Origin of the sequence: Curtobacterium sp. NPDC098951, from assembly GCF_044759965.1 — a bacterium.
Lineage (GTDB): Bacteria > Actinomycetota > Actinomycetes > Actinomycetales > Microbacteriaceae > Curtobacterium.
Genome location: NZ_JBIWAG010000005.1, coordinates 83,809 through 103,607 on the forward strand (window position 1 = coordinate 83,809; position 19,799 = coordinate 103,607).

The following is a 19,799-nucleotide window of genomic DNA, read 5'->3' on the forward strand; positions in this document are numbered from 1 at the left end:
GTTCTGCGCACTGCCGACTCCCGAAAAGAGACCCAGCGAGCCCGTGAAGCTATTCGTCCAGATCCCCTGCCTCAACGAGGAGAACACCCTCGCCAGCGTCATCGACTCGATCCCGAAGCAGATCGACGGCATCGACGAGATCGAGATCCTGGTCATCAACGACGGCAGCACCGATCGCACGGTCGAGGTCGCCAAGGAACACGGCGTACGGCACTTCGTGCACCACACCACGAACATGGGCCTCGCCCGGTCGTTCCGTGACGGCGTCGACTACGCGCTGCTCCACGGTGCCGACATCGTCGTGAACACCGACGGCGACAACCAGTACCCGCAGGCACACATCGCGGAGCTGGTCCAGCCGATCCTCCGCAAGCAGGCCGAGATCGTGATCGGCGACCGGCAGACCCGGACCATCGAGCACTTCTCGGGATTCAAGAAGCTCATGCAGCGCTTCGGCTCGTGGGTGGCCTCCCGCGCCGCCGGGCTCGACCTGCCGGACGCCGCGAGCGGGTTCCGCGCGTACTCGAAGTACTCGCTCATCCGCCTCAACATCGTCACCCGCTTCAGCTACTGCATGGAGACGATCGTGCAGGCCGGGTACAAGCGCCTCGCGATCGCGTCGATCCCGATCACGACGAACCCGAAGACCCGCGAGTCCCGCCTGTTCAAGAACATCTGGCAGCACATGTTCCAGTCCGGGTCCGCGATCGCCCGCGTGTACCTGATGTACCGCCCGATGGCACTGTTCCTCTGGGTCGCGGCGATCCTCGGCGCGCTCGGCCTCTGGCCGCTCGTGCGCTACCTCGTGCTCCTCGCGATGCAGACCGGCGGCAACCACCTGCAGTCGATCATCCTCGGGGTGGTCCTGCTCATCACCGCGGTCCTCAGCGTCGTGATCGGCGTCGTCGCCGACCTCACGAGGCTCAACCGCACGCTGGCCGAGGAACAGCTCGACCTGCAGAAGCTGCAGCGCTATGGCGACTGAGGGCACCGCCGCACTGCCGGTGTCCCGGGGGGAACGACGCACCGTCGTCGCACTGACCGCGGCGTTCGCGCTGCTGCTCACGCTCTGGGCCTTCCTGACGCCGATGTTCGCGGCCCCGGACGAGGCGGCGCACTTCGACGCCGCCGAGCAGCTCGCACTGGGCAAGGGGTGGCCCGCACCCGGCGACATGGACCTGCTCGCGACGACGTACGTCGAACAGGGGCAGTCGACGACGGTCGCCGCCGCGAACCGCGACACGGTCGCCCAGCTCACCGCCGAGAACCCGGGCAACCACGACTTCGTCAACCAGATGACCCAGCACCCGCCGACCTACTACGCCGTCGGCGCGCTCGTGCTCAAGGGCATCGGGTTCTTCCACCTGCGGTGGGACGTCGGCGTGATGGCCCTGCGCCTCATAGACGTCGTGCTGCTGCTCCCCCTGCCCGCCCTCACCTGGGCCACAGTGCGGCGCGTCACCCGCTCGCCCCGGACCGCGGTCGTCGGCGCCCTCGCGCTGTTCGCCGTCCCGCAGCTGGCGCAGATCGGGTCCTCCGTCACGAACGACGCACCGGTCATCCTGCTCGGTGCCGTGATCTCGTGGCTCGCCGCCCGGGCGCTCACGGGCGACCACCGGTGGCGGATCGCCGTCTGGCTCGGTGTCGCCGTCGCGGCGGTCTGCTCGGTCAAGGGCACCGGCCTGCCGACGGTGCCCTTCGTCGCCGTCGCCCTGCTGGTCGCGGGCCACGGCACGCTGTCCTGGGGTGCACGCATCGGCCGGACCGCCGTCGCGGGGGCGATCGTCGCCGCGCTGGGGTCCTGGTGGTGGATCCGCAACCTCGTCCTGTTCGGCACGCTGCAGCCCGACGGTGTCAGCGCCGTCCGGCAGGACAAGCCGTGGGGTCGTGAGACCAGCGCGAACTTCGGCGAGTTCATGAACGTCGAGTGGGACCGCCTCACCTCGTCGTTCTGGGGCCAGTTCGGCGCGCTGCGCTACCCGATGAGCCAGATCCTGACCGACTCGCTCACCGTCGTCGCCCTGGCCGTGATCGTGGGCTGGGCGTTCCGACGCACCGCGAACCGGACCACCGCGATCGTGATGCTCGTGCTGCCCGCGATCACCCTGGTGATCCAGCTGCAGAACAACTTCGCCTCGTACGACGACACGCAGCTCATCGCCGGAGCGCAGGGACGCTACCTGTTCATCGGGCTGGTGCCGCTCGTCGTGGTGAGCGCGGTGGCGTGGCGGAACCTCGTCACGAGCGCTCCGGAGCGGGCCCGTCTCGCTCGCATCCTGACCTGGACGTTCCCGATCGTGGGGCTCTACGGGCTGACGGTCGCCTACCGCGGCTTCTACGAGAACACGCACCTGCAGGTCACCGTCGCCGGGCTCGGCCGACTCGTCAACCTCACCTCGGCCGGCCGCTACGGCTTCGCCGTGGTCCTGCTGCTGGCCGTGGCCGCCGCCGTCTGGGCGCTCGTCGAGGCCCGGCGGACCACGGCGTCCGGGTCCGCCCCGCTACACTCGTCCATCGATCCACCGTCACCGACTCCGAAAAGGAACCTGACCTCGTGAAGATCCTCGTCACCGGCGGAGCCGGCTTCATCGGCTCGAACTTCGTCCGTCGCACCCTGCAGGACGCGTACCCCGGACTCGAGGGCGCCGAGGTCGTCGTCTACGACGCCCTGACCTACTCGGGCAACCTCGACAACCTCGCGCCGGTCGCCGACTCGCCGCGCTACACCTTCGTGCAGGGCGACATCCGCGACGCCGCGAAGCTCGACGAGGTCGTCCCCGGCATCGACGCCATCGTGCACTTCGCAGCCGAGTCCCACGTCGACCGCTCGGTCCGCGACTCCGGCATCTTCGTCGAGACCAACGTCGTGGGCACCCAGCGCCTGCTCGACGCCGCGCTCCGGCACGGCACCGAGCGCTTCGTGCACGTCTCCACCGACGAGGTCTACGGCTCCATCAGCGAGGGCTCGTGGGACGAGGAACGTCCGCTCGAGCCGAACTCGCCGTACTCCGCCTCGAAGGCCGGCAGCGACCTGCTCGCGCGGAGCTACCACCGCACGCACGGGCTGAACCTCTCGATCACGCGCTGCTCGAACAACTACGGGCCGTACCACTTCCCCGAGAAGGTCATCCCGCTGTTCGTCACGAACCTCATCGACGACGAGCACGTCCCGCTCTACGGCGAGGGCAACAACATCCGCGACTGGCTGCACGTCGACGACCACACCCGTGGCATCGCCCTCGTGCTCACCAAGGGCCGCGCGGGCGAGATCTACAACATCGGTGGCGGCACCGAGCTCACGAACAAGGAGCTCACCCAGCTGCTGCTCGACGCCACCGGCAAGGACTGGTCGTACGTGGACCGCGTCGCCGACCGCCTCGGCCACGACCTCCGCTACTCGGTCGACATCTCGAAGATCCAGGCCGAGCTCGGCTACGAGCCGCAGGTGCCGTTCGAGCAGGGCCTCGCCGACGTCGTGCAGTGGTACCGGGACAACCGCGCCTGGTGGGAGCCCCTCAAGGAGCGCGCGGCGCTCGCCTGAGCCCGGACGTCACGATGACCCGCACCCTCATCACCGGCGCCGCCGGCATGCTCGGTCGCGACCTGCAGCTCGCGCTGCAGGGTCGTGACGTCACCGCGCTCGGCCGCGCCGACCTCGACATCACGGACCCCGACGCGGTCGACGCCGCCGTCGCCGGCCACGACGTCGTCATCAACTCCGCGGCGTACACCAAGGTCGACGACGCCGAGACGCACGAGTCCGACGCCCGCGCGGTGAACGCCACGGGGCCGGCGCTCCTCGCCGAGGCGGCCGTCCGGCACGGCGCGAAGCTCGTGACGGTCTCGACCGACTACGTCTTCGACGGCAACGGCACCGCGCCCTACGCCGAGGACGCCCCGACCGACCCGCTGAACGCGTACGGCCGCACCAAGGCCGAGGGCGAGGCGCACGTGCTCCGGATCGCCCCGGACTCGTCGTACGTCGTGCGGACCGCGTGGATCTACGGTGCCCACGGGCCGAACTTCGCCGCGACGATGCTCCGGCTCGCCCAGACGCACGACACGGTGTCCGTCGTGACCGACCAGGTCGGGCAGCCGACGTGGACCGGTGACCTCGCCCGACGCATCGTCGAGCTCGTCGACACCGACGCCCCGGCCGGGATCTACCACGGCACGAACTCGGGCCAGGGCTCCTGGTACGACTTCACGAAGGCGATCTTCGCCGAGAACGGGCTCGACCCGGAGCGGGTCCTGCCGACCGACAGCGCCGCGTTCGTCCGGCCCGCGCCGCGTCCGGCCTACAGCGTGCTCGGCCACGACGGCTGGTCCCGTGCTGGCCTGGCACCGATGCGCGACTGGCGCGAGGCGCTGCACGCTGCGACCGCCGCCGGGGTCTTCACAGCGTGACGGTCTCGTCGACCCCCGCGACGCTCGTCGTCGGTTCCGGCGGGTTCCTCGGCCGCGCGGTCCGTCGTGCCGCCGCTGCCACGCCGGGGGCGGACGTCCGTGCGGCGTCGGTCCCCTGGGACGACCAGGACGCCGCGGTCGAGGCGCTCGTCGAGGCGATCCGCGATGTCCGCACCCCGGACGCCGGGTGGCGGGTCGTCTGGTGCGCCGGGACGGGCGTGGTCGCGACGGGTGCCGAGGTCTTCGAGGCCGAGCAGCAGCTCATCGCCCGGGTCCTCGAGACCGTCGAGGGCGACGACGCCGCTCCCGGGACGCTCTTCTTCGCGTCCTCGGCCGGGGCGGTCTACGCCGGTTCGTCGCCGGCACCGTTCGACGAGGACTCCGAGACGGCCCCGCTCGCACCGTACGGCCGGGCGAAGCTCGCGGCAGAGGCACGGTTCCGGACCTGGGCCGCGTCGACGGGGGCGCGACTGGTGGTCGGACGGTTCTCGAACCTCTACGGGCCAGGGGCGAACCTCGGCAAGGCGCAGGGGCTGGTGTCCCAGCTCGCGCTCGCGCACCTCGAGGGCCGACCGTCGTCGATCTACGTCCCGACGGAGACCACGCGCGACTACCTCTACATCGACGACGCCGCCGCGATGGTGCTCGACGCGATCGACGCGGTCGAGACGCCCGACCACGCGGCCACCGACGGCGCGCGCGGCACCGACCACGCTGCCACCGGCCGCACCGACGGCGCGAGCGACACCGACGGCGCGCGTGACACCGCCAGCACCACCGTCACGAAGATCTTCGCCTCCGGTCGCAGCGCCACGATCTCCGAGGTCGTCGCCGCGGTCGAGGACGCGTTCGGCGAGCCCCTCGACGTCCGGCACGGTGCCGACCCGTCCGCGACGTTCCAGGGGCTCGACCTCCGGTTCGCCTCGCGTGTCCTGCCGAGCGTCGACGCGCGGGAGTTCACCGACTTCGGCCAGGGCGTCCGCAACACGGTCGACGCCCTCCGCGCGGCCCGGGCCTGAGCGTTCGAGAAGCCGCGTCGGATTCCGAGGATCCCACGGGAACTCGTAGGATGCCGTCAGTGAGCACTGCAACCGAGGATCTCCGCGGTCCCGCACACCGTGCCCGGGACACCACACGCTGGGACATCCAGGGTCTCCGCGCCTTCGCCGTCCTCGCCGTCGTCGTCTACCACCTCTGGCCGAACCGGCTGCACGGCGGGTTCGTCGGCGTCGACGTCTTCTTCGTCATCTCCGGCTACCTGATCACCGGCCACCTCCTGCGCGAGCAGCGCTCCACCGGTCGGATCCGGCTCGGGCAGTTCTGGTCCCGCCGGGCGAAGCGCCTGCTGCCCGGTGCGTTCCTGACGATCCTCGCGACCGGCGCCGCGGTGCTGCTGGTCGTCCCGAGCGCACTGTGGTCGCAGTACGGTCGCGAGTTGATCGCCTCGACGGTCTACGCCCAGAACTGGGAACTCGCGGCGAGTTCGGTCGACTACCTCGACGCCGACAACCAGGCCTCGCCCTTCCAGCACTTCTGGTCGCTCTCGGTCGAGGAGCAGTTCTACATCGCGCTGCCGCTGCTGCTGCTCCTGCTCGCCCTCGTCGTCCGGAAGCGGGTCTCCCCAGTCACGACGGCACGCGTCCTGCTCGGCACGGTCGTGGCGGCCTCGCTGGTGTGGTGCATCGTCCAGACGGCCACCAACCCGGGCGTCGCGTACTTCTCGACCGCCACGCGTGCGTGGGAGTTCGCCCTCGGTGGGCTCGCCGCGACCGTCGTGCTGCCGACGCCGCGCACGGCCGTGGCCCGGCGTGTCCGGTCGGTCGCCGCGGTCCTCGGCGCCCTCGCCCTCCTCGCCGCCCTCGTGGTGATCACCCCGGCGACGCCGTTCCCCGGCATCGCCGCGGCCCTGCCGGTCGTCGGTGCGGCGCTCGTGGTGACCTTCGGTGCGGGCACGCTCCTCGAGACGCTCGGTGCGATCCGCCCGATCGCCTTCGTCGGCCGCATCTCGTACTCGCTGTACCTGTGGCACTGGCCGCTCGTCGTCATCGTGCCGATCTGGCTCGACCACCCGCTCGGCTGGAAGAGCAAGGTCGCGGTCCTCGCGCTCTCCCTCGTCCTCGCGGCCGTCACGACCGTCTGGTTCGAGGAGCCGCTCCGGTTCTCCGGGTGGGTCCGGTCGCTGCGCCCGCGTCGTGTGGCGGTCCTCGGCGTCGTGTGCACGGTCGTCGTCGCCGCGCTCGGTGTGTCGACGCTGACCGCGGTGCACGTGCAGGAGGTGCAGGCGGCGACCTTCACGAGGCAGCTCGAGGACGGCGACGCGCCGTGCTTCGGTGCGGCGGCGGAGATCAGCGCCGCGAAGCCCTGCGTGGACCCGCGCCTCGCCGACGTCCGCGTACCCGCTCCGTCCGCCGCGAAGGAGGACGACCCGAACCCCTCGCCCGACGAGCCGGACCCCAACTTCCGCAAGTGCTGGAGCGGCCGGTTCGACCCGTGCGTGCTCGGCAAGGCGTCGGGGTACTCGAAGCACCTGCTCGTCATCGGCGACTCGCACAGCAACACCCTGCTCGGCGCGTACCGGGACATCGCCGAGCGGAACGGGTGGCGCATCGACCTCGCCGGCATCGGCGGGTGCTACCTGACGACCGCGCACCAGCAGGCCCTGAGCCCCGCATCGGGCCGCGGCTGCGACCGATGGAAGCGGCAGGCGATCGCGTTCGTCGCCGAGCACCGCGATGCCGATGCCCTGGTGGTCGCGCACTCGACGACCCAGATGCCGGTCGACGCCCCCGAGGGTGCGCAGCGCGACGACGCGACACGCGCCGGCCTGCTCGACGCATGGCAGCGGGCCGCGGGTGACGAACTCCCCGTGATCGCGGTGCGCGACAACCCGGTCCCCCGACGCGACGTGGTGGCCTGCGTGAGCCGGATGACCGGCCCCACGGACGGCTCGTGCGACAACCCGCGGTCGGTGGCGCTCGCCCAGACGGACTCGTCGGCCGAGGCGATGGCGGAGTTCACCGCGGCGGGCGGCACGGGCGGTGTCGTCGACCTGACGAAGTACTACTGCACGGACACCACCTGCCCGGCCGTCATCGGCGGTGTGCTCGTCTACCGCGACACGAGCCACATCACGGGGACGTGGGCGAAGTCGCTCGAGCCGTACATCGACCAGCAGCTCAAGCAGGAGCTCGCGTCGTTCTCGCGGTGACCTGACGCGGTCCAGGAGGCGCGGTGCCAGCCCGCACCGCGCCTCCTGACCCGCCGGCACGCGCGTCAGCGGCGCGCGGCGGCCAGCAGTTCGCGGTACCGGTCGCCGACAGCGTCCACGGTGTGGGCTGCCGCGGTCTCGGCCGCGGCACGGCCGAGTCGCTCGGCCAGCTCAGGGTCGGCGAGCAGGCGATCCACCGCCGCAGCGAGCGCCGCGGGGTCACCCGGCTCGACGAGCAGGCCGTTCACGCCGTCCTCGATGACGTCGACGATGCCGGGCACGGCCGACGCGACGATCGCGCACCCGGCGGACATCGCTTCGAGGAGCGCGACGGGCAGCCCGTCGCGGTCACCGTTCGCCGCGGGGACGGACGGGTAGAGCGCGATCTGTGCCCGGGCGTACTCGGACGCGAGGTCCTCCTTGCCGCGGGCACCGAGGAACGTGACGGCAGATCCGGCACGGGCCTCGAGCTGGGGACGGAGCGGGCCGTCGCCGACGACCGCGACCTCCGTCGGCTGCTCGGCCGTCCGGTCGAGCGCGTCGAGCAGGACGATCGCGCCCTTCTTCTCGACGAGTCGGCCGACGAAGAGCACCCGGCCGGGCACGCGGGTCTCGCGGGCGACCGCACGGGTGATCGGCTCGAGGTCGACGCCCATGGGGACGACGTGCACCTGGTCGGCGCGGGCACCGAGCTTGCCGAGCTCCCGCGCCATGTCGGTGCTCATGCAGGTCACCGAGGCGGCGCTGCGGATCACGGAGCGCTTGACGGCCTGGAGGAGCGGGTTGCGCAGGGCGTACAGGTCGCCGCCCAGCGTGGTCACGACGCGCGGCAGGTCACCGAGCACGAGCTGGCCGACGGCGCCCTGCGGGATGATCCAGTGCAGCAGCGCGACGTCGGGCCGGGAGCGGCGGCGTTCGCGGCGGAGCGCGGCGGCCATCGCGACGAAGAAGAACGGGACCTGCAGCCAGCGGGACTTCTTCGCCCGGAGGTTGTCGACGATCGCACCGTCGGCGAGGTCGCGCCACCGGGACGGGAAGTACGCGTACCGACGCACCTCGACGTCACCGATGCGCTGCTCGGCGGCGGCGCCACGGGTCATCGGCGCGACGACGACCACGCGGTACTCGTCGGACAGGGCCGTCGCGAGGTCGAGCACGAAGCCGGGCGTCCCGTCGCCGGCCTCGGCCGGGAAGGTCGACGCGGCGACGAGGAGGGTCGGACGGAGATCCGGATCGGGTCGCATCCAGCGCGCTCCCTTAGAGTTGTCGGTCGATGGACGCACAACAGCCTACGGGTTCGGCCGCAGGGTCACCCGACCCGCTCGACACCTCCTCCGACGTCGCCACGGGCGCGGTGCCGACGGCCGGTCGACGCGCTCGCGTGCTGACCGCGGTGAAGTGGGTGGCCGCCGTCGTGGCCGTCGCGTTCCTCGTCTGGAGCATCGCGAAGCAGTGGGACGAGATCGTCCACGACTTCGCCCGCCTCGACGCGACGACGGTCACCGTCGGCGTCGTCTTCACGATCGTCGCCCTGGTCGCGAACATGCTGTCCTGGCGCGCGATGATGGCCGCGAGCGGGTACCGGGTCCGGGTGGCCGCGGCGTCGTCGATCTTCTTCGTCGGGCAGCTCGGCAAGTACATCCCCGGTGGCGTGTGGTCGATCGCGGCCCAGGCCGAGCTCGGTCGGGCGCACGGCCTGCAGCGCACCGGCAGCGCGGTCGCCGCCCTCGCCTCGATGCTCGTCAGCATGGTCACGGCCGCGATCGTCGGGATCATCGCCGTGCTGCTGTCGTCGTCGACCGGGTTCCAGACGTTCTGGTGGCTCATCCCGGTGATCGTCGTCGGCCTGGTGTGCCTCACCCCGCCCGTCCTCGGCCGGCTCATCGCCCTCGCGTTCCGCGTCCTGCGTCGCCCGCCGCAGGACACCACCCTGACCTGGTCCGGCACGGTCATGTCGCTCGTCTGGTCGCTCGCCATGTGGGTGGCCTACGGCGTGCAGGCAACCGTCGTGCTCCGGGCCTTCGGCGCCGACTCGCCGACCCTGTTCCCGGTGGCCGTCGGCGCGTACGCGGTCGCGTGGCTCGTCGGCTTCGTCGTGGTCATCGCACCCGCTGGCCTCGGCCCACGCGAGGGCATCCTCGTGCTGCTGCTCGGGAGCGTGGCGGGCGGGTCCGCACCCTTCGCGCTGGCCGTCATCAGCCGGGTGTTCATGACCATCGGCGACGTCGTGCTCGCCGGTGTCGGGGCCGCGCTCGCCGCCCGGCACCGCCGACGCAGCGCCCTCGCCACACCCCGATCGAGCGCCCCGGTTCCTCCCCGCGCAGACTGATATGGTCGCTTTCCGACCGCGCAGTGCGCACCACAGCACCACGAGGAGGCGCACCCCATGACAACACTCCACGTCGTCGTGGACCAGATCGTCGCCCCCGTCCCCGGCGGCATCGGTCGGTACGCGGAAGAGCTCACGCGGCACCTCATCGAGAACGCACCGGACGGCTGCGACGTCGCCGGCATCGTGTCCGCCGTCGGCAAGGACGAGCTCGCGCACATCCGGATGCTGCTCCCCGGACTCGGTGACCTCGACCGCCTGGCGCTCCCCCGTCGCGAGCTCTCGGTCGCCTGGCAGGGCGGACTCGTCGGGAACGTCGGACGCGGCATGGTGCACTCGCCGAGCGTGCTCGCGCCGCTCGTCAAGCACGACCGCTTCAGCGACCCCGGCCGACAGACGGTCGTCACCGTGCACGACACCGTGCCGTGGACGCACCCCGAGACCCTCACGCCCCGCGGCGTCCACTTCCACCGCGCGATGGTGAAGCGCGCGTGGAAGCACGCCGACGCCGTCGTCGTTCCGACGCACGCGGTCGCGAGCGCCCTGAACGGCATCCACCGCTTCGACGAGCGCCTCCGGGTGATCGGCGGCGCCCCGAGCGGGCGACTGCGGACCCCGGTCGACGCGGACCTCCGCGCCGAGCGGCTCGGCCTGCCGGAGCGCTACGTGCTCGCGGTCGGCACGCTCGAGCCCCGGAAGGGCCTGCGGTACCTCATCGAGGCGATGGCGCACCCGGACGCCCCCGCGGACGTCCCGCTCGTGATCGCCGGGCCGGACGGCTGGGGCGACGTCGACGTGTACGGCACCGCGGAACGCGCGGGGCTCTCCCGCGAACGCGTGAAGGTGCTCGGCCGGATCGACGACCAGGACCTCGCCGTGGCGTACGACCGCGCGACGGTGTTCGTGTTCCCGAGCCTGGCCGAGGGCTTCGGGCTCCCCGTGATCGAGGCGATGAGCTTCGGGACGCCCGTCGTGCACTCGGACGACGACGCCGTGCGCGAGGTCGCGTCGGACGCCGGTGTCACGGTGGCCCGCGATCCCCGAGACTCCTACCCGGAACGGCTGGCGCAGGCCGTCTACCAGGTGGTCAACGACCCGCTGCTCGCCGGGCAGCTGGCCGTCGCGGGACCGGACCGTGCCCGCATGTACGACTGGAAGGACTCGGCTGCCGAGACCTGGCAGCTGCACGCCGACCTGTAGCGGGTCGCCCGTCCTGCAACGGGTCGCCCGTCGGCTCGGACTACAGCGAGTCGCGCAGGCGCTGGGCCTTCTCCTCGACGAGCTGCTCGAGCCCGTCGGCGTACTCGCCCAGACGCGCCGCGACGGCCGGGTCGGACGAGCCGATGATCCGCGCGGCGAGGAGCCCGGCGTTCGCCGCACCGTTGATCGCCATCGTCGCCACCGGGATGCCGGCGGGCATCTGCACGATCGACAGCAGCGAGTCGAGCCCGTCGAGGCGCGACAGCTGCACCGGGACGCCGATCACCGGCAGGGTCGTCATCGAGGCGACCATCCCCGGCAGGTGCGCCGCGCCACCGGCCCCGGCGATGACGACCCGGATGCCGCGTGCGGCGGCGCCGCGGGCGAACCGGGTCATCTTGTCGGGCGTGCGGTGCGCCGACACGACATCGGCCTCGAACGGGATCCCCAGCTCGGTCAGCAGGTCCGCCGCGGCGCGCATCGTCGGCCAGTCGGAGTCCGACCCCATGATGATCGAGACGAGCGGCTGGACGGGGGCTGCGGTGTCGGTCACGCCACGAGCCTAGTCGAGCAGGGCGGACCGCCAGGTGTCGCCGTCGTGGCCGATCGTCCGCTCGTCACGCACCCAGCGGGCGGCCACGGCATCGGCGGTGCCAGCGGCGACGGCGCTCCGCAGGGCCGCGCGCCAGGCGTCGACGTCGTCGGGCACGGCGGCGACGCCGTGCCCGCGGGCGTCGCGGTAGGACGGGCGGTCGGACACGACGGCCGGGAGCCCGAGCGCGGTGTACTCGATCGCCTTGAGGTCGCTCTTCGCGCGGTTGAACTCCTCGTCACGCAGCGGTGCGACCCCGGCCCGCCACCGCTGCCGGTGGTCGACGAGCCACCGGGCGAACGCCGGGTAGTGCCCGTCCGGCACCTCGACGCGGCGGTACCAGTCGGGTTCGTCGGCGTCCTCGGTCACCCCGATGACCTCGAGCCGGATCGCGGTGCCGTCGGCGGCCGTCAGGTCGGTGAAGACGCCCTGGAGCAGTGCGAGGTCGGCGCCGTGCGTGAGCGTCCCCATGTAGAGCACCCGGTGCTCGTCGGCCGGGCGGTCGTCGTCGGCGACGGGCTCCCCCGGGGTCCAGAGCGTCGGGTCCAGGGCGTTCCGGACGACCACCACGCGGTGTGCGAGCGGCCGGACGAGCGCCGCGAGCTCCTCGGTGCTGACGACGACGAGGTCGGCGCCGCGGACGAGGGCGTCGATCGAGGCCAGTCGGTCCGGGTCGTACTCGGCCCGGGCCAGACGATCGCGGCCGGAGTCGGTGAAGAAGTCGTCGTCGACCTCGGCGGCGACCCGGATCCCCCGCGCCGCGGCGGCGGCCAGGAACGGCGCCACGTCCTCGCGGCGCAGGATGTCCCGCTGGACGAGGACGGCCCGGTAGTCGGTCGTGTCGGTGCCGTCGAGGAACGCGGCGGGGTCGACCTGACGGACCTCGGCGGCACCGGAGCGCGCGAGGTGCTCGGTGCGGCGGACGACCCGGACGTGCGCCGAGGCGGGGTGCGCGCCACCACCGCCGGCCACGACGTACCCGAGGACCGGCGGCCGCGTCGATGCCGTCGGGGCGACCGGCTGGCCGCCGGTCAGGGTGCGACGGAGTCGGCGGACGGCACGACGGACGAGATCACGCGGCATGCGGCCATCCTCCCGCACGACGGCGGGCGTCGACGTACGCCGGGGGCACGTCCACGCACGGACGGACGGGCACGGACCGGCGCAGGGTCGCGTTCCTCAGCGCACGGACAGGGTCACGCACCCCATCGACGTGTCGCCGCCACGGCCGATGCCGACCGCCGTGAGGCACACGCTGCGCTTCCCGCTCGACACCGGCACCGTCGTCCGGAACCCGTGGTTCCGGCCGACCCGGTGCACCCGGTCGACGTCGGGCCGCGACACGTCCGCCGTCGCCGTCCCGACGACCTTGCCGCCGACGGTCACCCGCACGGTGACGGGCTTCGTCAGGTCGTCGCGGTCGAACGTCCACCCCGACACCGTGACGCGGCGCTTCGACCCGGACGACACGGACTCCCGGTGCGCGGTCGGCGCGACGGCCGGGGCCGTCCGGGCGGGCGCGGCTGCGGCGACCGTCGTCCCGGTCCGCGCGTTCGCGACGAGCGCCTCGGCGAAGGGCGACCACCACGTCCCGGCCACCGGACCACCGTTGCACGTGCCGTCGCTCGCGCCCGGGGTCTTCACCCAGAGCAGTGCGTCGAGGGCCGAGCCGTCGGAGACGACCCGCGGCGACGTCCCGAGTCCGGAGCCCGGCCCGTTGCACCACGTGCCGCGCCAGCCCTGGCCGTTCCGTGACGTGTCGATGACGTAGTGGGACCCACCCGTGAGCGCCGAGACGCGCTCGGCGTACGCCTGCTCCTGCGCCGTCGGGTAGTAGTTCGCGACGTTCGTGAAGAAGCCCCGGGCGCGCCGCACGCCGGCGCTCTCGAGCCGTGACGCCATCACCGCCGGCGGGACCCAGTTCGAGTTCCCGGCGTCGAGGTAGGCGGGCACACCCGCGGCCGTGAACGCGGCGACCTCCCGCGCGAGGATGCGGTAGCGCTGGGCGTCGAGCGTGTCACTGCACGCGGTGTTGCTGAGCATCGCCAGGGAGTCCGGTTCGACGATCACGGCGGCCCGGTGCCCGGCGACACGGGCCACGATCTGGTCCACCCAGGCGTCGTACGTGGCCTCGTCGAAGCCACCGGCGGAGTACCCGCCGCAGTCGCGCTGCGGGATGGCGTAGGTGACGAAGACCGCGGTGGTGCCCGTCCGCTCGGCCCCCGCGATCGCCGCGTCGATGGTCTTCGTCAGCGTCGCGCCGCGGGTCCAGTCGCCGAGCCAGATGGCGACGGGGTACCCGGCGATGGTCCGCGCCGCCGCCGCGCCGCGCGGGTCGCTCGTCGCCAGGGCAGCCGCCTGCTTCGCCGCCTCGCTCGTGTCGGAGCGGTACGGCCCCGCGGCGTACAGGGACGTCGCGCTCGCCGCGCGGATCGACGCGGCACTCGTGGCCGCGTCGGCGGCGGTGGGCGTCAGCGTCCCCGCGGCGAGCGCGACGAACGCGGCCACCGCTCCTGTGGTGGCGAACACACCGGCGCGGCGCATGACGGACTCCCTGCAGACTCGACGACCCCTGACGAGTCCATGGGAGCACGCGCCGGAGCGTGGGTACACACGCCAGATCGGGTGCCACCCGATGGGGTGTCCGCTCTTCTGCGGACCGTGCGTGCGGACGTCAGGCCCGACCGGACGACCGACGGGAGGCGCGGTGCGGGCCCGCACCGTGCCTCCCGTCGTTCGTCGTCAGCGTATGGACCGCAGCCTCAGTCGTCGAAGTGCGCCGCCGCGGCCCGTGCGCGGTAGGTGACGTCGTCGAGGTCGTCGCCGATGACGGTGACGTGGCCGACCTTGCGGCCGGGCCTCGGTGCCTTGCCGTAGAAGTGGTACTTCGCCTCGGGGAACGCCTCGAGCGCGCCCGGGTACCGTCCGGCGAGGTCGCCGTCGGCCGGCCCGCCGAGGACGTTCACCATCACCGCAGCAGGCGCGAAGGAACCGGTCGCGCCGAGGGGCAGGTCGAGCACGGCGCGCAGGTGCTGCTCGAACTGGCTCGTCGTGGCGCCGTCGATGGTCCAGTGGCCGGTGTTGTGCGGACGCATCGCGAGTTCGTTGATGAGGATGCGTTCGTCGTCGGTCTGGAACAGCTCGACCGCGAGGACGCCGGTCACCCCGAGCTCCGTCGCGATGCGGACGGCGATGTCCTCGGCCATGTCCGCGATGCGCCCCGCGCTGTCGGGGGCGGGGGCGAACACCTCGGCGCACACGCCGTCGCGCTGCACGGTCTCGACGAGCGGCCAGGCGACGACCTCGCCCGAGGGCCGCCGTGCGACGGACTGCGCGAGTTCGCGGGTGAAGACCACGAGCTCCTCGACCAGGAGCGCCTGCCCGCCGCCGGCCTCGGCGACGGCGATGAACCAGTCGGCGACGTCGGCCGGGTCGGTGACCACGCGGACACCCTTGCCGTCGTACCCGCCACGTGCGGTCTTCACGACGGCGCGGCCACCGTGGTCGTCGAGGAACGCCTGCAGCTCGTCGGGATCGTGCACGGCGGCCCAGTCCGGTACCGGCAGTCCGAGCTCGGTGAGGCGCGTGCGCATGGTGATCTTGTCCTGCGCGACGGCGAGCGGCGCCGGACCGGGGTGCACCGCGACGCCGGCGTCGACGAGGGCAGCCAGGACGTCCTGCGGCACGTGCTCGTGGTCGAAGGTGACGACGTCGACGTCCCGCGCGAACGCGAGCACCGTCGCGACGTCGTGGTAGTCCCCCTCGGCGGTGGCCGCGATGGCGGCCGACATGCCCGGCCCCTCGGCCAGTACCCGGATGTCGAGCCCGAGCTCGACCGCGGCCGGCACCATCATCCGAGCCAGCTGTCCTCCACCGATGACCCCGACGCGCAACGCCATGCTGTGTGTTCCTTCCGTCGTTCACACCGTCCGGCGAGAACGCGCTGTCTAGAATCGATGTTCGGGTCGCCGTCGTGTGCGACCGCCTGGTCGGCCGTGCAGCGCACGACCAGGGACAACTCTACGGACCCGGGAGAGACCGTGCGGCGACTGGTGGCCCAACTGGCACGCTTCGGCGTCGTCGGTGCGGTGGGGTTCGTGGTCGACACGGGCATCTTCAACCTGTTGCGGGCGACCGTGCTCAGCCCGGACGAGGTCCACTCGGGACCGTTCTGGGCGAAGGTCGTCTCGACCGTCGTCGCCATCTTCGTCAACTGGATGGGGAACCGCTACTGGACCTTCCGCGAACAGCGGCGGGCGGTGGCGACGCGCGAGGGCGTCGAGTTCGTGATCGTCTCGCTCGGCGGCATGGTCATCTCGCTGGGCTGCCTGGGGATCTCCCACTACGTGCTCGGCCTGACCTCGGCCCTGGCGGACAACATCTCCGGCAACGTCATCGGACTCGTGCTCGGCACCGTGTTCCGCTTCTGGCTCTACAAGGTGTGGGTGTACCACCCCGAGCGCGGTCGCGCCCGGGCGGCACGAGCTGCCGAGACCGACGGATCGACGGGCGCCGCGTCGACGAGCACCGGGTCGACGGTCTCCCAGTCGTCGGTCGCCGGTTCCGAGGTCGCCGGCCAGTAGGTCCCGCCCGGTGGGCACGGGGCCAGTAGGCTCGAGGCGCCGCCGACCGAGGTGGCGTCGCCGACCCCGGGAGTCCGCTCGATGCAGTCCGAACCGCACCCCGCCGTCCCGCGGCGCGAGCGGCTGTGGGTCGGCGTCACCACGGCGGTGTTCGGGCTCTGGCTCGTGCTCTGGGCACTCGTCGTCCCGGCCTTCCAGGCACCGGACGAAGCGGCGCACCTCGACGCCGCGGTCCACGTCGCGACCGGGTCCGGGTGGCCGGCTCCCGGCACGATGCACGTCACGAACGCCGTCCGCGCCGCCCTGCAGGAGCAGGCCGACGGCGATTCCTCGACGTGGTCGACCGTGAGCGGGCTGCTCACGGCACACCCGGGTGACTCCACGACCGTCAACCAGATGTCGCAGCACCCGCCGACGGCGTACGTGGTCGACGCCGTCGTGCTCCGCGCGCTGCACTACGGCTCCCTGCGGTGGGACCACGCGCTCGTCGCGCTCCGGCTCGTCGACGCCGTCCTCGTGACCCCGCTGGCGCTCCTCGCGTGGGCGTCGGTCCGCCGTGTCACGCGGTCGCCGCGCGCCGCCCTGCTCGGTGCCCTCGCCCTGTTCGCCGTGCCGCAACTGGCCTCGATCGGGGCCTCGGTGACGAACGACGCCCCGACCCTCCTGCTCGGCGGCGTGGTGGTCTGGCTGGCGACCCGCCTGCTCACCGGGGACCTGAGGCGCCGGACGCTCCTGACGACGGGCGTCGCGCTCGGCCTGCTCGTCTGGACCAAGGGCACGGGACTCCCCGCAGTGCCGTTCATCGCCGCCGTGACGCTCGCCGCCGGAGCGGGCGTCCTCACGTTCCCACGCCGGCTGCTGCGCACCGTGGCGGTCCTCGGGGTGACCGCGGCGATCGGGGCGTGGTGGTGGCTGCGCAACCTCGTGCGCTTCCACACCCTGCAGCCGGACGGGTACGCCGCGCTCCGCCCGGCCCGGCCGTTCCCGGACGGCCAGGGTCCCTCGGTGTGGCACTTCCTCGACGTCAGCTGGGGCACCCTCACACGGACCTTCTGGGGGTCACCGGGGCAGCGAGCGCAGGTCAGCATCGGCGACCTCCTCACCGCGGTCCTGACGCTGGTGGTGCTCGTCGTCCTGGTCGGGTGGGCGTTCCGTCGCGGCCGAACCCGCCGTGCGGCGTGGTGCCTGGCGGTCTTCCCCGCCCTCCTGCTGCTCGTGCAGACCGCGAGCAGTGCCCGGGCCTACCTCGACACGACCCAGGTCGCGGGGACGCAGGGCCGCTACCTGTTCCCGGCCCTGCTGTGCCTCGTCGTGCTCAGCGCCGTGGCGTGGCGGCGCCTCCCCCTCCCTGGGCGGGGCCGAGCAGCGCTCCCCCTGGTGCTGTCCGTGGCCTTCCCGGCGATCGGGACCTGGGGGATCGCGGTCGCCGCCGGGTGGTTCTGGAACACCGCGAGCGGGCCGATCTCGGCCGCGAGCGTCGACCGCTACGAGGCCTCCGGTCCGGTGCCGTTCGCCCTCGTCGCCGTCGTGGGGGTGCTCGTCGTCGTCGGGTGGGCCACGGTGGTCGTGCGGCTCTGGGCGCCGAGCGGCGTCAGCTCCCGGACACCTTGACGACGTCGACGAGGCACGGCTGGACCGGCGCCGACTTGATGTCCTGGCAGGTCTGGTCGACGGTGAAGCTCTCCTCGAGGGTGCCGATCGCCGAGTAGTCCCGGTCCTTCGGGATGAGCGCGTTCGAGTAGTTCAGGAAGTACTGCACCCCGGACCGCTTGAGCAGGTCGACGAAGGCCGGGTCCTCGTAGTCGTACTGCTGCCCGTTCTCGCCGTACATCTGGGTGCCGGTGCGGAAGGCGACGAGCACGGTGTCGCGGGTGTTCGTCCCGAGGATCCGGCTGCCGGCGGGGAGCGTGTGGTTCGCGACGAGCAGGTCCGGGAGCGGCTCGTCCGGCGTGACGACGCCGCCGAGCACCTGTCCGGCGGGGATGCCGGACGGCTTCGTGGTCATGACCGAGAACGGCGCACCCACCCCGTTCACGTTCTGGCTGTACGCCGCGACGACGAGCACGGCGCACGCGACGACGGCCGCGACCTTCCGGACCCGGCGACCCCGCCTGGCCGCGCGCCAGATCGTCGGCAGCAGGGCGGCGGCGATCAGCACGGACCCGGTGAACAGCGGCAGGTAGTAGCGGGCGTTCCCGCCCTGGGTGTCCACCGTCGCGATCCCGGCGTACCCGAGCAGGTACACGCCGGAGAAGATGCCGACGATGCTCGCGAACACGAACCGCCGGTAGTGCACCACCCCGGCGACGACCGCGCCGACGAACACCACGCCGATGGCGAGCGCGAACGGCGCGAACGAGCCGATGCGGAGGAAGTAGAACGGCAGCGCCTCGAGTCGCTGCTCGACGTAGTACCGCACCTTGCCGACGAGCGTGGTGGTCTGGCTCCGGGACGACTCCGTCGCCGACCCCGCGACGGACTCCGCCGGCACGGTCCGCTCGGCGGTGAGGAGCCCGGCGTCGTAGATCGACGGCGTCCGGTCCTCGTTCGGCGAGACGGCCCGCGCGTTCGGTGGCGTGGGGATCCGGTACTCGTCGGCGTCCTTGCCGGACGAGTCGCTGAACTTGCCGGACACGTTCACGGTCAGCGACGAACCGACCTCGACCCCGCCGAACTTCACGGACAGGGCGACGACCCACGGTGCGGACACGAGGACCACCGCGACGAGGGCGACGACGGGCAGCAGGACGGAACGGCGTTCCCGGGCCCCGGGACGGTCCTGGAACCAGCGGACGACGGCCCACACCGGCACCACGACGAGGAAGACGGGGACGAGGAACGCCTTCGTGCAGTACCCCAGCGCGCACACCGCCCCGAGCAGCACCCCGGTGAGGACGATCCGCCGGATCGACCCGTGCCAGGCGCGGTCCGCCGCGAGCAGTGCCCAGAGGAACCCGAGGCACCAGACGAGCACGAGGGTGTCCGGGGTCTGCAGGCTGACGTTCGCCATCATGAGCGGCGTGGTCGCGGCGATCGACCACCCCGCCGTCCAGCCGTTGCCCGTCGTCCGGAGCAGCAGCCACGCCCCCATCGCCAGCACGGCGACGCTGGACAGCGTGTTCACGACGGCGAAGGCGGTGGTCTGCCCGACGCCGATCGCGATGAGCGGCGCCATCAGCCAGGACACCATCGGCGACCAGTACCCGTTCACGGCGTCCGCCCAGTGCCACTCGGCGTACTGCTTGGCGATCGACATGTACGAGATGCCGTCGATGTTCGTCACCTCGAGCCGCGTCCGGTACGCGACGAACGCCACGAGCAGCGCGGCGACGGCGAGGAGCGCGCCGTTCGCGAGGAGCGACGCCCGCGAGGGACGACGCCCCTCGTGGAACGCCCCGAAGCGTCGTCGGTGCGGAGCGGCGGGACCCGAGGGGACCGCGGCGGGACGGTCGTCGGTCAGCGCGTCGTCGATCGTCATCC

At 72.4% G+C, this 19,799-nt stretch carries 16 protein-coding genes; 10 read left to right on the forward strand and 6 right to left on the reverse strand.

Annotation, left to right across the window (positions count from 1 at the left end; all coding sequences use genetic code 11):
* Positions 1–43 precede the first annotated feature (43 nt).
* The 6 genes from ACIQUC_RS14385 to ACIQUC_RS14410 are packed head-to-tail and all read left to right on the forward strand — an operon-like array spanning position 44 to position 7,615.
* Positions 44–985, forward strand: a complete 942-nt coding sequence (locus ACIQUC_RS14385; protein ID WP_402268182.1) for a glycosyltransferase family 2 protein — start codon at positions 44–46, stop codon at positions 983–985.
* The gene (locus ACIQUC_RS14390; RefSeq protein ID WP_402268185.1) at positions 975–2,558 is read left to right on the forward strand and encodes a DUF2142 domain-containing protein; all 1,584 of its coding nucleotides are present in this window, start codon (positions 975–977) and stop codon (positions 2,556–2,558) included. Before ACIQUC_RS14385 ends, ACIQUC_RS14390 begins: the two co-directional genes overlap by 11 nt.
* Positions 2,555–3,541, forward strand: coding sequence for a dTDP-glucose 4,6-dehydratase (rfbB, locus tag ACIQUC_RS14395; protein WP_402268188.1), 987 nt, complete (start codon positions 2,555–2,557; stop codon positions 3,539–3,541). Before ACIQUC_RS14390 ends, rfbB begins: the two co-directional genes overlap by 4 nt.
* 14 nt (positions 3,542–3,555) lie before the next feature.
* Entirely contained in the window at positions 3,556–4,407 is an 852-nt protein-coding gene (gene rfbD, locus ACIQUC_RS14400; protein ID WP_402268190.1) for a dTDP-4-dehydrorhamnose reductase, read from the forward strand.
* Positions 4,404–5,426 carry an NAD-dependent epimerase/dehydratase family protein gene (locus ACIQUC_RS14405; RefSeq protein WP_402268193.1) on the forward strand — a complete coding sequence of 341 codons (1,023 nt, stop codon included), beginning with the start codon at positions 4,404–4,406 and terminating at the stop codon, positions 5,424–5,426. The genes rfbD and ACIQUC_RS14405 overlap by 4 nt, the downstream gene beginning before the upstream one ends.
* Positions 5,427–5,485: 59 nt before the next feature.
* On the forward strand, positions 5,486–7,615 hold the full coding sequence (locus tag ACIQUC_RS14410; protein WP_402268196.1) for an acyltransferase family protein: 2,130 nt from the start codon (positions 5,486–5,488) through the stop codon (positions 7,613–7,615).
* A 65-nt stretch (positions 7,616–7,680) separates the two neighbouring features.
* Here the strand turns inward: ACIQUC_RS14410 and ACIQUC_RS14415 are convergent, their stop codons facing one another.
* Positions 7,681–8,859 carry a glycosyltransferase family 4 protein gene (locus ACIQUC_RS14415; protein ID WP_402268199.1) on the reverse strand — a complete coding sequence of 393 codons (1,179 nt, stop codon included), beginning with the start codon at positions 8,857–8,859 and terminating at the stop codon, positions 7,681–7,683.
* Positions 8,860–8,888: 29 nt separating this feature from the next.
* Here ACIQUC_RS14415 and ACIQUC_RS14420 point away from each other — a divergent pair, with 29 nt between their 5' ends.
* Together ACIQUC_RS14420 and ACIQUC_RS14425 are read left to right on the forward strand one after the other, a co-directional pair.
* Positions 8,889–9,944, forward strand: a complete 1,056-nt coding sequence (locus tag ACIQUC_RS14420) for a YbhN family protein (RefSeq protein WP_402268202.1) — start codon at positions 8,889–8,891, stop codon at positions 9,942–9,944.
* A 57-nt stretch (positions 9,945–10,001) separates the two neighbouring features.
* Positions 10,002–11,144 (forward strand): glycosyltransferase family 1 protein, encoded by a 1,143-nt coding sequence (locus tag ACIQUC_RS14425; protein ID WP_022906188.1) that lies wholly within the window; start codon positions 10,002–10,004, stop codon positions 11,142–11,144.
* 40 nt (positions 11,145–11,184) lie between these two features.
* On the opposite strand, the gene purE is transcribed toward ACIQUC_RS14425, so the two are convergent.
* The 4 genes from purE to ACIQUC_RS14445 all read right to left on the reverse strand — a co-directional run bounded on the left by purE (position 11,185) and on the right by ACIQUC_RS14445 (position 15,635).
* Positions 11,185–11,697, reverse strand: a complete 513-nt coding sequence (gene purE, locus ACIQUC_RS14430; RefSeq protein WP_402268206.1) for a 5-(carboxyamino)imidazole ribonucleotide mutase — start codon at positions 11,695–11,697, stop codon at positions 11,185–11,187.
* A 9-nt stretch (positions 11,698–11,706) separates the two neighbouring features.
* A complete protein-coding gene (locus ACIQUC_RS14435; protein WP_402268209.1) occupies positions 11,707–12,819 on the reverse strand; it encodes a hypothetical protein in 1,113 nt (370 codons plus the stop codon).
* A 96-nt stretch (positions 12,820–12,915) separates the two neighbouring features.
* Complete coding sequence (locus ACIQUC_RS14440; RefSeq protein ID WP_402268212.1) at positions 12,916–14,280, reverse strand: glycoside hydrolase family 6 protein; 1,365 nt, start codon at positions 14,278–14,280, stop codon at positions 12,916–12,918.
* 218 nt (positions 14,281–14,498) lie between these two features.
* Positions 14,499–15,635, reverse strand: coding sequence for a 5-(carboxyamino)imidazole ribonucleotide synthase (locus ACIQUC_RS14445; RefSeq protein ID WP_402268215.1), 1,137 nt, complete (start codon positions 15,633–15,635; stop codon positions 14,499–14,501).
* 153 nt (positions 15,636–15,788) lie between these two features.
* On the opposite strand from ACIQUC_RS14445, the gene ACIQUC_RS14450 reads away from it, so the two are divergent.
* Positions 15,789–16,319, forward strand: coding sequence for a GtrA family protein (locus tag ACIQUC_RS14450; protein ID WP_402268217.1), 531 nt, complete (start codon positions 15,789–15,791; stop codon positions 16,317–16,319).
* 81 nt (positions 16,320–16,400) lie between these two features.
* Entirely contained in the window at positions 16,401–17,930 is a 1,530-nt protein-coding gene (locus tag ACIQUC_RS14455; protein ID WP_402268220.1) for a DUF2142 domain-containing protein, read from the forward strand.
* On the opposite strand, the gene ACIQUC_RS14460 is transcribed toward ACIQUC_RS14455, so the two are convergent.
* Positions 17,911–19,797: a hypothetical protein gene (locus ACIQUC_RS14460; RefSeq protein ID WP_402268223.1), complete on the reverse strand. Its 1,887-nt coding sequence runs from the start codon at positions 19,795–19,797 to the stop codon at positions 17,911–17,913. The genes ACIQUC_RS14455 and ACIQUC_RS14460 overlap by 20 nt on opposite strands.
* Between the last annotated feature and the right edge of the window lie 2 nt (positions 19,798–19,799).

Excerpts from the sequence above, each read along its gene's own strand:
- ACIQUC_RS14445 (WP_402268215.1), bottom strand. The coding sequence starts at position 15,635 with ATGGCGTTGCGCGTCGGGGTCATCGGTGGAGGACAGCTGGCTCGGATG.
- ACIQUC_RS14460 (WP_402268223.1), bottom strand. The coding sequence starts at position 19,797 with ATGACGATCGACGACGCGCTGACCGACGACCGTCCCGCCGCGGTCCCC.
- rfbD (WP_402268190.1), top strand. The coding sequence starts at position 3,556 with ATGACCCGCACCCTCATCACCGGCGCCGCCGGCATGCTCGGTCGCGAC.
- ACIQUC_RS14425 (WP_022906188.1), top strand. The coding sequence starts at position 10,002 with ATGACAACACTCCACGTCGTCGTGGACCAGATCGTCGCCCCCGTCCCC.
- ACIQUC_RS14420 (WP_402268202.1), top strand. The coding sequence starts at position 8,889 with ATGGACGCACAACAGCCTACGGGTTCGGCCGCAGGGTCACCCGACCCG.
- ACIQUC_RS14435 (WP_402268209.1), bottom strand. The coding sequence starts at position 12,819 with ATGCCGCGTGATCTCGTCCGTCGTGCCGTCCGCCGACTCCGTCGCACC.
- ACIQUC_RS14455 (WP_402268220.1), top strand. The coding sequence starts at position 16,401 with ATGCAGTCCGAACCGCACCCCGCCGTCCCGCGGCGCGAGCGGCTGTGG.
- ACIQUC_RS14390 (WP_402268185.1), top strand. The coding sequence starts at position 975 with ATGGCGACTGAGGGCACCGCCGCACTGCCGGTGTCCCGGGGGGAACGA.
- ACIQUC_RS14440 (WP_402268212.1), bottom strand. The coding sequence starts at position 14,280 with ATGCGCCGCGCCGGTGTGTTCGCCACCACAGGAGCGGTGGCCGCGTTC.
- ACIQUC_RS14415 (WP_402268199.1), bottom strand. The coding sequence starts at position 8,859 with ATGCGACCCGATCCGGATCTCCGTCCGACCCTCCTCGTCGCCGCGTCG.